The 13,185-nt window shown below is 74.9% G+C and carries 14 protein-coding genes; 5 read left to right on the top strand and 9 right to left on the bottom strand.

Features of this window, described 5'->3' with window-relative positions:
* The first annotated feature begins 1 nt into the window (after position 1).
* From F593_RS0102715 to F593_RS21935, 3 genes are read left to right on the top strand one after another with little or no spacing between them, the layout of a single operon-like run.
* The gene (locus tag F593_RS0102715; protein ID WP_022927226.1) at positions 2 to 1,150 is read left to right on the top strand and encodes an acyl-CoA dehydrogenase family protein; all 1,149 of its coding nucleotides are present in this window, start codon (positions 2 to 4) and stop codon (positions 1,148 to 1,150) included.
* Between the two features lie 24 nt (positions 1,151 to 1,174).
* A complete protein-coding gene (locus F593_RS0102710; RefSeq protein WP_022927225.1) occupies positions 1,175 to 3,322 on the top strand; it encodes an acetyl/propionyl/methylcrotonyl-CoA carboxylase subunit alpha in 2,148 nt (715 codons plus the stop codon).
* Positions 3,319 to 5,070, top strand: a complete 1,752-nt coding sequence (locus F593_RS21935; RefSeq protein WP_022927224.1) for a carboxyl transferase domain-containing protein — start codon at positions 3,319 to 3,321, stop codon at positions 5,068 to 5,070. Before F593_RS0102710 ends, F593_RS21935 begins: the two co-directional genes overlap by 4 nt.
* Before the next feature lie 6 nt (positions 5,071 to 5,076).
* Here F593_RS21935 and F593_RS0102700 read toward each other — a convergent pair whose 3' ends face one another.
* The 3 genes from F593_RS0102700 to F593_RS0102690 form a co-directional block, all read right to left on the bottom strand.
* Positions 5,077 to 5,349: a hypothetical protein gene (locus F593_RS0102700; RefSeq protein ID WP_022927223.1), complete on the bottom strand. Its 273-nt coding sequence runs from the start codon at positions 5,347 to 5,349 to the stop codon at positions 5,077 to 5,079.
* 246 nt (positions 5,350 to 5,595) lie between these two features.
* Positions 5,596 to 6,387 carry a cytochrome c oxidase assembly protein gene (locus tag F593_RS21930; RefSeq protein ID WP_022927222.1) on the bottom strand — a complete coding sequence of 264 codons (792 nt, stop codon included), beginning with the start codon at positions 6,385 to 6,387 and terminating at the stop codon, positions 5,596 to 5,598.
* Complete coding sequence (locus F593_RS0102690) at positions 6,384 to 6,860, bottom strand: DUF2243 domain-containing protein (RefSeq protein WP_022927221.1); 477 nt, start codon at positions 6,858 to 6,860, stop codon at positions 6,384 to 6,386. The genes F593_RS21930 and F593_RS0102690 overlap by 4 nt, the downstream gene beginning before the upstream one ends.
* Before the next feature lie 374 nt (positions 6,861 to 7,234).
* Between F593_RS0102690 and F593_RS0102685 the strand changes: the two genes are divergently transcribed.
* Positions 7,235 to 7,897 carry a peroxiredoxin gene (locus tag F593_RS0102685; RefSeq protein WP_022927220.1) on the top strand — a complete coding sequence of 221 codons (663 nt, stop codon included), beginning with the start codon at positions 7,235 to 7,237 and terminating at the stop codon, positions 7,895 to 7,897.
* A gap of 111 nt (positions 7,898 to 8,008) precedes the next feature.
* Here the strand turns inward: F593_RS0102685 and F593_RS0102680 are convergent, their stop codons facing one another.
* The gene (locus F593_RS0102680; protein ID WP_028721364.1) at positions 8,009 to 8,794 is read right to left on the bottom strand and encodes a SigB/SigF/SigG family RNA polymerase sigma factor; all 786 of its coding nucleotides are present in this window, start codon (positions 8,792 to 8,794) and stop codon (positions 8,009 to 8,011) included.
* A 238-nt stretch (positions 8,795 to 9,032) separates the two neighbouring features.
* Between F593_RS0102680 and F593_RS27695 the strand changes: the two genes are divergently transcribed.
* A complete protein-coding gene (locus tag F593_RS27695) occupies positions 9,033 to 10,331 on the top strand; it encodes a diguanylate cyclase domain-containing protein (RefSeq protein ID WP_051160377.1) in 1,299 nt (432 codons plus the stop codon).
* 22 nt (positions 10,332 to 10,353) lie between these two features.
* Here F593_RS27695 and F593_RS27690 read toward each other — a convergent pair whose 3' ends face one another.
* The 5 genes from F593_RS27690 to F593_RS0102645 all read right to left on the bottom strand — a co-directional run bounded on the left by F593_RS27690 (position 10,354) and on the right by F593_RS0102645 (position 13,148).
* A complete protein-coding gene (locus F593_RS27690) occupies positions 10,354 to 11,130 on the bottom strand; it encodes an MOSC domain-containing protein (protein WP_022927218.1) in 777 nt (258 codons plus the stop codon).
* 44 nt (positions 11,131 to 11,174) lie between these two features.
* Positions 11,175 to 11,552: a type II toxin-antitoxin system VapC family toxin gene (locus F593_RS0102660; RefSeq protein WP_022927217.1), complete on the bottom strand. Its 378-nt coding sequence runs from the start codon at positions 11,550 to 11,552 to the stop codon at positions 11,175 to 11,177.
* On the bottom strand, positions 11,549 to 11,791 hold the full coding sequence (locus tag F593_RS0102655; RefSeq protein WP_022927216.1) for a FitA-like ribbon-helix-helix domain-containing protein: 243 nt from the start codon (positions 11,789 to 11,791) through the stop codon (positions 11,549 to 11,551). Before F593_RS0102655 ends, F593_RS0102660 begins: the two co-directional genes overlap by 4 nt.
* 142 nt (positions 11,792 to 11,933) lie before the next feature.
* On the bottom strand, positions 11,934 to 12,584 hold the full coding sequence (locus F593_RS0102650; RefSeq protein ID WP_157251500.1) for a hypothetical protein: 651 nt from the start codon (positions 12,582 to 12,584) through the stop codon (positions 11,934 to 11,936).
* Between the two features lie 156 nt (positions 12,585 to 12,740).
* The gene (locus F593_RS0102645) at positions 12,741 to 13,148 is read right to left on the bottom strand and encodes a hypothetical protein (protein WP_022927214.1); all 408 of its coding nucleotides are present in this window, start codon (positions 13,146 to 13,148) and stop codon (positions 12,741 to 12,743) included.
* Between the last annotated feature and the right edge of the window lie 37 nt (positions 13,149 to 13,185).

Here is a 13,185-nt window from a genome sequence, read left to right as displayed (position 1 = left end):
CATGGACCTGGACCTGCCCGAGGACGTCCGCGAGCTGCAGCGGACGGTCCGCGACTTCGCCGTCAACGAGGTCGCCCCGGTGGCCGAGGAGCTCGACCGCACGAAGGCGTTCCCCTACGCGCTGGTGGCGAAGATGGGCGAGCTGGGGTGGATGGGCATCCCGTTCGCCGAGGAGCACGGCGGCTCGGGCGGCACGACGCTGCAGTACGCCGTGGCGGTCGAGGAGCTCACGCGGATCGACTCGTCCGTCGCGATCACGATGTGCGCGCACACCTCGCTCGGCGTGCAGCCCATCAACGCCTTCGGCACGGAGGAGCAGAAGCAGCGCTGGATGCCCGACCTCTGTGCCGGCCGCAAGCTCGGCGCGTTCGGCCTGACCGAGCCGGGCGCGGGTTCCGACGCCGCTGCGCTGTCGACGCGCGCGACGCTGCAGGACGGCACGTGGACGATCGACGGCACGAAGCAGTTCATCACCAACGCGGGCACCGACATCTCGGGCCACGTCGCGATCACCGCGATCACCGGCACGCGCGAGGACGGCCGCCCCGAGATCTCGAACCTCATCGTCGAGAACGGCACGCCCGGCTACGAGCCCGGCGAGCCCTACCGCAAGATGGGATGGAACGCGTCCGACACGCGCCCGTTGAGCTTCGCCGGCGTGCAGGTGCCGGAAGATCAGCTCCTGGGCCCGCGAGGCCAGGGCTTCAGGCAGTTCATGAAGATCCTCGACGGCGGCCGGATCGGCGTCGCCGCTATGGGCCTCGGCCTGGCGCAGGGGTGCCTCGACGAGGCCGCGTCCTACGCCAAGAGCCGCAACGCGTTCGGCGGCCCGATCGCCCGCTTCGGCCAGATCCAGCAGAAGATCGCGGACATGGCGACCGAGATCGAGGCCGCCCGGCTGCTCGTCTACCGCGCCGCGGCGCTGAAGGACGCGGGCCGCGACTTCTCGCTCACCGCCGCGCAGGCGAAGCTCAAGACGGGGCGCCTAGCGGTGCGCGCCGCGGAGGAGGCGGTGCAGATCCACGGGGGCTACGGCTACATGGAGGAGTACCCCGTGTGCCGCCACTACCGCGACGCGAAGATCCTCACGATCGGCGAGGGCACGGACGAGGTCCAGCAGCTCGTGATCTCGCGCGCGGTCCTGGCGTAGGCCGGCCGGCGACCCGAGGAACCCGTGCCCGAGCGCGTCCTGATCGCCAACCGCGGCGAGATCGCCGTGCGCATCGCGCGCACGCTGACCCGCCTGGGGGTCGCGTCCGTCGCCGTCCACGCGCCGGAGGACGCCGGGGCGCCGCACGTGCACGCGTGCGACGTCGCCGTGGCGCTGGCGCCCCCGCCCGGCGGCGGCTCGCCGTACCTCGACGTCGCGCAGCTCGCGCGCGTGGCAACCGACCAGGGCTGCGACGCCGTGCACCCCGGCTACGGGTTCCTGGCCGAGCGGGCCGACGCGGCGCAGGCGTTCGTCGACGCCGGGATCACGTGGATCGGCCCGCCGCCGGCCGCCATCGAGCTGCTCGGCGACAAGATCGCGTCGAAGGCGACGGCGGGCGAGGCCGGCGTGCCCGTCGTGCCCGGTCTGCGCGGCACGGACGTGGATGCCGACGCCGTCGCGCGGTTCGCCGACGAGGCCGGGCTCCCGCTGCTGCTCAAGGCCTCGGCGGGCGGCGGCGGCAAGGGCATGCGGCGGGTCGACGACGCCGCCGCGATCCCGGCCGCGGTCGACGCCGCACGGCGCGAGGCCACCGCCGCGTTCGGGCGCGGCGAGCTGCTCGTGGAGCGGCTGATCGCCCCCGCCCGGCACGTCGAGGTGCAGGTCGCCCTCGACGAGCACGGCGGCGCGTGGGCGATCGGCGAGCGCGAGTGCAGCCTGCAGCGCCGCCACCAGAAGCTGCTCGAGGAGTCGCCCGCCGCGTGCCTCTCGCCCGGAGAGCGCCGCGCGCTGCACGACGCGGCGGTGCGCCTGGCGCGGGCCGCGGGCTACCGCAACCTCGGCACGGTGGAGTTCCTGCTCGACGTCTCGGGTGGCGCGGCGAGCACGGAGGGCGACGGCCGGGGCGGCGCGTCGGACGGCGCCGGCGACCGCCCGTTCTTCTTCCTCGAGATGAACGCCCGGCTGCAGGTGGAGCACCCCGTCACCGAGCTGGTGCACGGCCTGGACCTCGTCGCGCTGCAGCTGCGGATCGCCGACGGGGAGCCGCTGGACGACGACCCGTCCGCGGGGCCGCCCGAGCCCGTCGGCCACGCGATCGAGGCGCGGATCACGGCGGAGCGCGTCGCGCTGGCGCCGCCCTCCGGCCCGGTGGCGTCCACGTCCCCCGGTGGCACGGCGGCTGCGCCCTCCGGCGCCGCGGGGTCTGCAGCCCACGGCCCCGCGAGGGCCGCGTCCCCCGGCACCAGATCGTCCGCCCGGTTCCTCCCGGCGGTCGGCCCCGTGCTGGCCTACGCGGAGCCGGCCGGGGCGGGGGTGCGCGTCGACAGCGGCATCGCCGCGGGCACGGCCGTCACCACGGCGTTCGACCCGATGCTCCTGAAGGTCATCGCCCACGGCCGCGACCGGGCCCAGGCGCTGACCCGGCTGGACCGGGCGCTGGCGGGCCTCGTGCTGCTGGGGGTCGAGACGAACGTGGGGTTCCTCCGCCGCCTGCTCGCCCGGCCCGAGGTCGCCGACGACGCGCTGACCACGACGCTCGTCGAGGAGCTGCTCGCCGACCCGGACGCCGCGGCCGCCCTGGCGGCGCCCCCCGCCGACGCGCGCGACGCGGCGCTCCGGGCCCTCGTGGCCGCGCGGCACGCCGAGGTCGCCGCGGCCGACCCCGGCCCCTTCGGCCTGGCGGACTCCTGGCGCTCCGGGGTGCCGGGCTGGACGCACCTCGACCTGCTCGACCCGGACGACGCGCCGGTGGCGGTGCGCGCCCGCGCGGTCCCCGGCGGCGTGGAGGTCGTGGTGGGGGACGACGGATCGGGCGCTCCCACCGTGGCCGCCCCGGACCCGCGCGCGACCGTCGCCCACGACGGCCCGTGGACGTGGCTGCACACGGGCGGCGACGCGTGGTCCTGGCGCGACGCCCCCGAGGCCACGGGCGGCCCGTCCGCCGCCGCCGGCGGGCTCGCGGCGCCGCTGCCCGGTGTGGTTCTCGCGGTGCGCGCCGCCCCGGGCGACCGCGTCGTCGCGGGCCAGTCGCTCGTGGTCCTGGAGTCGATGAAGATGGAGCTCGACGTCGCGGCGCCGCACGACGGCGTCGTCGGCGCGATCCACGTCGCGGTCGGGGAGCACGTCGCGCGCGGGCAGACGCTCGCGGCGGTCGAGGAGGAAGGCGCATGACGGACGAGGCGACCACGCCGGCGGGCCCGGCGGCGGACCACCATCCGACCCCGGCCGATGCCACGCCGTCCCCGGCCGCCCCGGCGACGAACCGGGAGCGGCACCTCGCGCTGATCGACGACCTGCAGGCGCGGCTCACGCGCATCGCGGGCGGCGGCGGGCCGCGCGCCCGCGACCGCCACACCGCGCGCGGCAAGCTCCTGGCGCGCGAGCGGATCGACCGGCTGATCGACCCGTTCTCGCCGTTCCTCGAGCTCGCGCCGCTGGCCGCCGAGGAGGTCTACGACGACGACGTGCCCGCCGCGGGCGTCGTCGCCGGGATCGGCCGGGTGCACGGTCGCGAGGTGGTGATCGTCGCCAACGACGCCACCGTCAAGGGCGGCAGCTACTACCCGTTGACGGTCAAGAAGCACCTGCGCGCGCAGGAGATCGCGCTCGAGAACCGGCTGCCCTGCGTCTACCTCGTGGACTCCGGCGGCGCGTTCCTGCCGCGACAGGACGAGGTGTTCCCGGACAAGGAGCACTTCGGACGGATCTTCTTCAACCAGGCGCACCTGTCCCGCGCCGGCATCGCCCAGATCGCGGCCGTCATGGGCTCCTGCACCGCGGGCGGGGCGTACGTGCCGGCGATGAGCGACGAAACCGTGATCGTGCGGGGGCAGGGGACGATCTTCCTCGGCGGTCCCCCGCTCGTGAAGGCGGCGACGGGCGAGACCGTGACGGCGGAGGAACTCGGCGGCGGCGAGCTGCACGCCACCACCTCGGGCGTCGTCGACCACCTGGCCGAGGACGACGCGCACGCACTCCAGCTCGTGCGGCGGATCGTCGACACGTTGCCGCGCGGACGTCAGGCGGGGCCGGCGCGCGTCGCGGCGTCCGGTCCGTCCCCGTCCGACGGTTCGACGTCCGCAGGGCCGGCGCCGGCGTCTACCGTCGCTCCCGCCGGCACGGTCGCGCCGTGGGAGGTCCGCCCGACCGTCCCTCCGGCGCACCACCCCGACACGATCCTGGACGTCGTCCCGACCGACCCGCGCGAGCCGTACGAGGTGCGCGAGGCGATCGGCCGGATCGTCGACGGTGGGGAGTTCCACGAGTTCAAGCCGCTCTACGGCGAGACGCTCGTCTGCGGGTTCGCGCACGTGCACGGCCACCCCGTCGGGATCCTCGCCAACCAGGGGATCCTCTTCCGCGAGAGCGCCCTGAAGGGCGCGCACTTCGTCGAGCTGTGCGACGAGCGCGGCATCCCGCTGCTGTTCCTCCAGAACGTCGCGGGCTTCATGGTCGGTCGGGAGTACGAGGCGGGCGGGATTGCGAAGGACGGCGCGAAGATGGTCGCCGCGGTGTCGACGGCGCGGGTGCCGAAGCTGACCGTCGTCATCGGCGGCTCGTACGGGGCGGGCAACTACGGCATGTGCGGCCGCGCGTACTCGCCGCGGTTCCTCTGGATGTGGCCCAACGCGCGGATCTCGGTGATGGGCGGCGAGCAGGCCGCGACGGTCCTGACCACCGTCCGCGACGACCAGCTCGCCGCGCGGGGGGAAACGTGGCCCGAGGAGGACCGCCGGGCGTTCGGCGACCGCCTGCGCGCGCAGTTCGAGGAGCAGGGCAACCCGATCTACGCCTCGGCGCGGTTGTGGGACGACGGCGTCATCGACCCGCGCGACACCCGGCGCGTCGTCGGCCTGGCGCTCGACGCGTGCGCGAACGCCCCGCTCGAGCCCGTCTCGCGACCGCTGTTTCGGATGTAGCGCCGCTCAGCGGCGCTTCGTGCCGCGGGCGGCGTGGAGCGCCCGGCGGAGCTCCTCGTTCTCGGCCCGCAGCGCCAGGGCGCCGCGCCGGAGCTGCTGGAGCGAGACGCCCAGCCCGCGAGCGGTGGCCTGGTCGCGCTGGCGCAGCGCCCGCAGCGTGGAGAGTTCGCTCCGCAGGGCCTCGATCTCGGCCCGCAGCTCCTCCGGATCGGAGGACAGGAGCTCAGGGGTGACGCCGGCAGGAGCCGTGGGCTCCTGGGCGACCGACGTACGCATCATCAGGGGCCCAGCATCAACCATTCGGATGACGGCGTCAACACGCTCTCATGATCGAAACACCACGTCTCGGTTCTGGGTTACGTCAACCCGCCCACGACACCGGGCGGTTCGCGTGGTCGAGCATGCGCGAGTCGCCATGGGTGGTGATCGAAACGGCGTAGCGGTGGTCGATCCCGGCCGCGGGGACGTCCGCAGGCGGCACCGAGCCGGACGTCGCCGTCGAGAACTTCCTGCTCGGCGCGCGCGTCAGCTCGGCCTGACGGCGACCGCCGCGGCCCGCCGCTGCTCCCGGGCCCAGGCCCGCCCGCGGTCGGCGTGCCAGCCCGAGAAGAGGGCGATCAGGAGCAGCACGTCGACGAGGTCGCCGCCGTAGGACATGACGAGTGCCCCCGTGTGCAGCTCGTCGGCGGCCATCGTGGCGCCGAGCCCGCCGCCGAGGTGCCCGGCGTAGAGCAGCTTGGCCAGCGCCGCGTGCAGCCCGGCGGTCACGATCAGCACCGTCAGGCGCGTCCCGAACGCCCCGCGGGAAAGGACGGGATCCGGGCTGATCAGCGGCCACGCGAGCAGGCAGCCGGCCAGGACGACGTGGACGTGCACGGCCTCGTGGAGCAGCGGATGCTCGAGCGTGGCGGCGTAGAGCGGGGTCAGGTACAGCACCCACAGCCCGGCGACGTTGAGCGTGCCCGCGACGACGGGACGCGTGAGGACGCCGACGACGCGCGAGCGGAGCAGGACGAGCAGGCGGGCGCGTACCGGGCGGGGCGCCGTGCGCAGCGCGAGCGATACCGGGGCCGACAGCGCCAGGAGCGCCGGGGCCAGCATGCCGGAGAGCAGGTGCTGGGCCATGTGGACCGGGAACTCGTCGTCGCGCGCGGCCAGCGGCGAGGCGAGCGCCACGAGCAGCGTCGCGCAACCCGCGACGAAGGCGACCGTGCGGCGGTGGTCCCACGGCCGACCCCGACGGCGGAGCGACCGCAGCCCGGCGAGGTAGAGGCCGGCCAGCAGGCCGACCAGCAGGACGGGACCCGCGGCGCTCACGCCGGTGCGGCGGTCCGTCGACGGGCGCGGAGCAGCAGGACGACCCCAAGGACCAGGACGGCCCCGGCGACGACGTTCCACGCCACGTCGTAGGGCGTGATCTCGACGCCGTAGCGGATCTGGTGCAGGCCCCACCACTTGTGCTGGACCAGCCCGTCGTAGAGCTGGAACCCGCCGACGCCGAGACAGTAGCCCGCGGCCTGGTGCAGCTTGGACACCGCGTCACGCCGGCGCAGGTCGGAGAAGAGGAAGAACCCGCCGACGAGGCACGCGACGCTGAACGCGTGGAACAGGCCGTCGGAGACGAGGCCCCAGTCCGGGGTGGACCGGTCGTAGAAGTGGTGCCAGTGGAGGATCTGGTGGAAGACCGCCTCGTCCACGAACGCCACGGTGCCCAGGCCGAGCAGCACGCCCACGAGCGTGGAGCGGCGGACATCGACGGTAGGGCGGGCACTCGGCCGCGTGGGTGACATGGCGGACCTCCGGGGGACGACGCTGGCGCGTCGTGCGTACCCGGAGCCCGGAGGAGCAAACGAGGGCTCGGGGCACGGTCGTGATCCCCCAATCGTCGACCGTGCCCAGAGCTCCCTGGTGACCAGCGAAGCGGGTCGTCGGCGATCCTAGGGCCCCGGGGGCGACCGCGTACGCGCTCTGGCCATTCGTCCGGGTCGGGCATCGGCCGATCGGGCGACGCGGACGTCCGGCGGTACGACCTAGGGGCCATGTTTCGCCCGCCACGGCTGCCGGCCGCCCCCGCGCCAGGGGTTCCGAAGGGCCGAGTCAGCGGGTATGGTTCGAAACCGTATCCGCAATACGTCATTGCGCGTCCACGAGAGGGAAACCCCACATGGCACTGACCATCGGCGACACCGCACCGGACTTCGAGGTCGACACGACCGAGGGCCGCATCCGCTTTCACGAGTGGATCGGCGACTCCTGGGCCGTCCTCTTCTCGCACCCGCGCGCCTTCACGCCGGTCTGCACCACCGAGCTCGGCTACATGGCGTCGATCAAGCCGGAGTTCGACCGCCGCGGCGTGAAGATCATCGGGCTGTCGACGGATCCGGTCGAGGGCAGCGCGGAGTGGGGCAAGGACATCGGCGAGACGCAGGGCACCGCGCCGAACTACCCGATCATCGGCGACACGGACCACGAGGTCTCGAAGGCCTACGGCATGCTCGGCGCCGACGTCTCGGGCGACCCGACGGACCGCACCGCCGCGCAGAACCAGACGCTGCGCAACGTCTTCGTCATCGGCCCGGACAAGAAGGTCAAGCTCGTCCTGATCTACCCGATGACCACGGGTCGCAACTTCGACGAGGTCCTGCGCGTCATCGACTCGCTGCAGCTGACCGCGAACCACAAGGTCGCCACTCCGGCGCAGTGGCAGAACGGCGACGACGTGATCATCGCCGGCTCCGTCTCGGACGAGGCCGCGAAGGAGCAGTACCCGGAGGGCTGGGAGTCCCCCAAGCCCTACATCCGCATCGTTCCCCAGCCCCAGAGCTGAGGCCGCAGGCCCCGGCGCCGGTCGCCGGGGTCGCGCCCGGGCGGTGGCGGGACGGCGGTCGGCGCGCGCCGACCGCCGCTACCGACGCCTCGCCGCCCGTCGCCCGCCCGCTCAGGCCGCGACCGGCCCCGAGCGCTCGGCCACGGTCCGGTGCATCCGGTCGATCGAGGTGGCGATGATCCGCGACACCTGGACCTGTGAGACGCCGATGCGCTCGCCGATGTCGCGCTGCAGCTCCTCGTCGTAGAACCGCGCCTCGATGACGGCGCGTGAGCGCTGGTCCAGCACGTCGAGCGCCTGCACGATCACGCTGTGGTCGTCCACCCGGCGGTAGCCCGGCTCGGCCTCGCCGTAGCCCGCCAGGAGCTCGCGGCCCTCGTCGTCGGGCTGGTCGAGGGACAGCGCGGAGTACGCGTCGCCGGCGGCGAGCGCCTCGGCGACCTCGTCCGGCGTGGCGCCCAGCGCCTCGCACAGCTCGTCCGGCGTGGCGTCGCGGCCCGTCTCGGCCTGCACCGTGCGGCGGTGGGCGTGGATCCGGGCGTCGAGCTCCTGCACGGAGCGGGGGACGTGCACCGCCCACGTGTGGTCGCGGAAGTGGCGGCGGATCTCGCCGCGGATCGTCGGCACGGCGAAGGCGACGAAGCTCGCGCCGACGGACGGGTCGAACCGGTCGATCGCCTTGACGAGGCCGATCGAGCCGGCCTGGATCAGGTCCTCGAGCGGCTCGCCCTTCGTGCCCGTGGCGTAGCGCCGGGCGATCGAGGCCACCAGGGGCAGGCAGCGCTCGACGAGCTCGTCGCGTGCTCCCAGGTCGTGGTGGTCGTGGTAGCGGTGCAGCAGGTCGAGGTCGTGCTGCTCTCGACGCGTCGCATCCTCGAGCTTCGGGTGGGTGGCCATTGCGGTCTCGTTGCGCTGGGGGTCGGTGAGGGTGAGGGGGCGTGGTTCGCGCGATCGGGGATTCCGATCGGGTCCGCACCTGCACAACGTCCGGGGCCGCCGGTGGTCAGGAGATACATCACCCGACGTCGTCGTTTCGCCGAGAGGCACGCGCGACGGTGCGTAGGGTCGGGCCCTCGCCCCGCCGGCCGGCGCGGGGCGGGCGTGGCCCCATGACGCCCCCGACCCCTCACCCGCGGTGACCACCGAGCGCCGGCACGTCGTCCTGGCCCGCCGCTACGGCGACGTGCTGCGGGTCGGCGACGGCCGGGCCGCCGAGCGCGTGGTCGCCGACGCGCTCGCCGAGGGGATGGCGCCCGAGGCGGTCCAGGCCCGCGTGATCGCGCCCGCGATGGAGCGGATCGGCGACCTGTGGGAGTCCGGCGTCATCGGCGTGGCGGAGGAGCACCTCGCGACGTCGATCAGCCAGCGCGTGCTCGTGCGGCTGTTCGACGCGATGACCGCCCGCCGCCCGCGCGGGCACGCCCGGGAGCGGGTGCTGCTCGCGGCGGTCGAGGGGCAGCGCCACGTCCTCGGGCTGCAGATGGCCTCGGACGTGCTCGAGGGCGCGGGGTTCGAAGTGCTCTACCTCGGTGACGACGTGCCGGTCGAGAGCCTGCGCGGGTTCGTTGCGCGCCACGGGCCGGCGGTGGTCGGCCTGGCGTACGGGACCCAGGACGGGGGCGGGCTGCTCCTCCAGGCGCTGCAGGCCGTCCACCTCGAGGCGCCGGACGCCCGGATCATGCTGGGCGGCCGGGCCGTACCGCCGCGGCTGCACGCCGCGGGCTACCCCCACGTGCGGTCCACGATGGAGGTCGTGGACCAGGTCGAGGCGTTGCTGGCCGACCCGCCCCAGGTGCCCCCTCCCGGCGCCGGGATCCTCGTCCGCGACGACGAGGATCCGCCGATCCCCCTCGAAGATTCGGAGCAGCCCGACCCCGTCGTCGAGCGGCTCGCGCGGGTGGCCGACGAGGTCGCACACCTCGCGCGCACGCACGTCCGGCGGTCGGCGGCCTACCGCGAGCTCGCCTTCCGCGACCCGCTGACCCACACCGTGGACCGCCGGGTGGCCGAGCACGCCCTACGCCGGCTGATCGCCGAGCGGCCCGCCCCCTGCGGTGCGCTGCTGCTCGTCGACCTGGACGGCTTCGCGCGCCGCAACGCCCTGCACGGGACCGCCGTCGGCGACGACCTGCTGCGCCGGGCCGCCGAGTCGATGGCGGCGTGCGTCGGCCCGGAAGACACGCTCGCGCGGGTGGGGGGCGACGCGTTCGCCGTCGTCCTGCCCGGCGCGACCCGGACCGAGGCCGTCGCGCTGGCCCGGCGCGTGCGGGGCGAGATCGCTGTGGCGGTGCCCCCGCTGACCGCGTGCGTGGGCGTGGCGCTCGTCGCGGGCGACGTCCGCACCACGTTCCTCGCCGCCGACACCGCGCTCTGCACCGCGAAGGCCGCCGGCCCCGACCGCACCGTGGTCTCGCCGCCCGTCGCGGCGCCGTAGACCGGGACGGCGGCCCGGCCGTTCAGGCCGAGGCGCCCACCGGCACCGCGACGGAGACCTGGTCGCCCACCGCCACGGTGCCCGGTGCGACGACCTCGCACCAGACGCCGAGGTACACGTCCTTCTTGCCGCGCACGGTGGCCAGGGCCTTCAGCGCCGGCACGTCGCGGTGGCCGTCCTCCGGGTGGTGCGTGGTCACGACGCAGCGGGGGATGCGGCCGGACACGCGCAGCGTGGCCTCCCCGACGCGCAGCTCGCCGCCGACCCAGCCGTCCTCCTCCCACGCCTGCGGGCCCTCGACGGTGATCGCCATGCGGTACCGGCGGGCGTCGGGCTCCGTGCCGCCGAGCTCCGGGGCCAGAGCGGCGCAGGACGCCCGCGAGACGAGCGAGACGGGCGCGTCGTCCGCCCCGGGGTGCGCGAGGTCGCGGGCCAGCAGCCGCACGGGCCGGCCCAGGTGGTCGGAGAGCGCGGCCGCGAGGTCGCCTCCGACGAACGTCCCCGGGACCACCCGCCCGTTGTAGAGCGCGGTCTGCCCGCGCTCGCCGCCCGCCGTCTCGGCCGCCACGCTCCGGCCGTCGGGGAAGCTGAGCGTGAGCACCCCGCGGGCCGCGTCGAACTCCGGGACGACCTGGAGCAGCCCGGGCGTGCGCTCCGTCGACAGCAGCGCGCCGTCCGGGTCGACGGGCAGGAACGCCCGGTCGCCCGTCACCCCGCCCGGCGTCAGCTCGAGCGCGTCGGCCGACACCAGGCGCATGCCCTTCACGGGGGCCAGGGCGAGGGACGCGACGCGGACCATGGGGGCAATCTGCCGGATCTGGGGGCGGGGCGCCAGTGCGCGCCTCAGAGCACGCGCACCGCGCAGCGGATGCCCGTCGCCGCGGCGAGTCGCCGGTCGGTCGTCAGCAGGGCCGTCGCGTCCGCCGCCTCGGCGAGCGCGACGTAGGTGGCGTCGTACGCGCTCAGGTTGTGGCGCAGGTCCCACATCCGCGGACGTAGGGCCTCAGCACCGAACCGATCCATGTCTAGAGCGGCGAAGCCGTCCAGGGCCGCGGCGGCCGCCACGTCGTCCAAGGCGCCCCGGCGAGCAAGAGCGCGCAGCACGTTGGTCACCTCGCTGTCGATGAGGTGCGGGGCCGCGAGGTCCTCGGCGCCCAAGGCGTCGCCGTCGAGGGAGCCGACGAGGAGCTCGACGACGACGCCCGCGTCGACGACGTTCACCCGGGGCGTCCCGCGCGCAGGGTCTCGAGGATCGTCTCCCGGTCGACGACCGTGCCGACGCGGTCCTTCGTGGCCCGCACGACCGCCTTGTTGCTCCGCACGCGCTCCGAGCGACGGGCGACGTGCTCGAGCTCCCGGCGCACGTAGCTCGTGAGCGAGAGCCCCTCCTCCGCGGCGGCGGCCGCCAGGGCGTCTCGAACGTCGTCGGGGACGCCACGCACCTGGATGATCGTGCTCATCGGTCCACGGTAGCGCTGGTGGGTGCACGTTGCACCCACTCCGCTGCTTCGGCACGATTCCGGTCGAGTTCCGTGCGGCAACAGCGGATGTTCGGGCACGCGTCGCCGCCCCCTGCGGGCCACCGCCGGGGGCACCGACCGGTCAGCAGGCGGGGCGGCCGCCCGTCGTCAGCGGCAGGTCGCGGGCGTCGGGGAGCACGCGGTAGCGGTACGGGAAGGGGCCGCCGTTGTCGTTCTGCTCGCCCCACAGGATCGCCGTGGGGGAGACGAACACGGGATCGTTGGACAGGCGCAGGCGCTTCGTGGCGCGCACCGTCCGGAAGGTCGTGCCGACCCGTCCGGTGCGATCGGTCAGCCAGGAGGACGTGCGGACGCACCCGTCCCTGGGATCGCCGTCGCTCTCGGCGCTGACCAGCACGCGCCCGCCTCGTACGCGGGTCGTGAACGCGGTGGCGTCCCGGAACGTCGCCTCGAGGCGACGGACGCGCCCGCGCTCATCGACGAACACCGGGCGCAGGCGGCGCGCGTAGTAGAAGACGTGCAGGTCGACGGTGCCGCCCGGGGTCAGCGTCGCGACGTCCGGCCAGGGCGCGTCGTCCCCGGTCTTCCGGCCCACCGCGTCCATGATCCGTCGGAGGGGCAGGCTGTAGCGCCGGCGTCCGGTGTCGCGCTCGACGACCCGCATGGCGTCCCAGCCCCAGCGGGAAGAACCGACCTTCCACGCGACGAACCGGCCGGCGCCCTCGAAGTCGTCCGCGTTCCCCGGCGCGGTGAGCACCGTCCTGCGGGTCACGACGTCGCGAAGGGCCGTCGTGCGGCCGGGACGACGGACGAGCTCCGTGGGCCGGTCGCCGCCGACGAGTTCCCGCGGCGCGGCGGTCAGCTTCCCGTCCCGGGCCCGGCCGGTGCGCAGCGAGAACCGGGCGTAGAACGAGCGCGCACCGACGCATCAGGCCCCGCCGCCGCGCTCGTCCTCCTCGACGTCGCACCAGGTGCCGGTGACGGCGCCGACGTTCCTGCCGATCACGAGCTGGGGGGCCGGGGCCTCCTCGGACTGCCCGACGACCGTCGCGCTCGCGTTGCGCGGGACCTCGACGCGGACGCTGCTCACGAGCCGGCCGGTGCGGATCGAGCGGGAGCGCAGCAGCGCGGGGTGCTGGGCCGCGAGCTCGAGTGTCCAGAGGCGCCGGCCGTCCGAGACCGGCCCGACGACGAAGGAGTCCCCGCCGAACGCCGCCTTCGTCGTTCCCGCCCAGGTCGGGGGTCCCGCGGCGGTGGCGGGCGCGGCGGCCCCCAGGCCGGCGGCCAGCAGCACGAGGGCTGCGGCGGGGACGCCGGAACGTCGTGTCGGGTGCATCGGGACTCCTGGTGCTCGCGGGACGGTGTCCACCGTA

Origin of the sequence: Patulibacter americanus DSM 16676, assembly GCF_000420025.1 — a bacterium.
Lineage (GTDB): Bacteria > Actinomycetota > Thermoleophilia > Solirubrobacterales > Solirubrobacteraceae > Patulibacter > Patulibacter americanus.
Note: the sequence above shows the minus strand (reverse complement) of the source record. Positions and strands in the feature narration are given on the sequence as shown.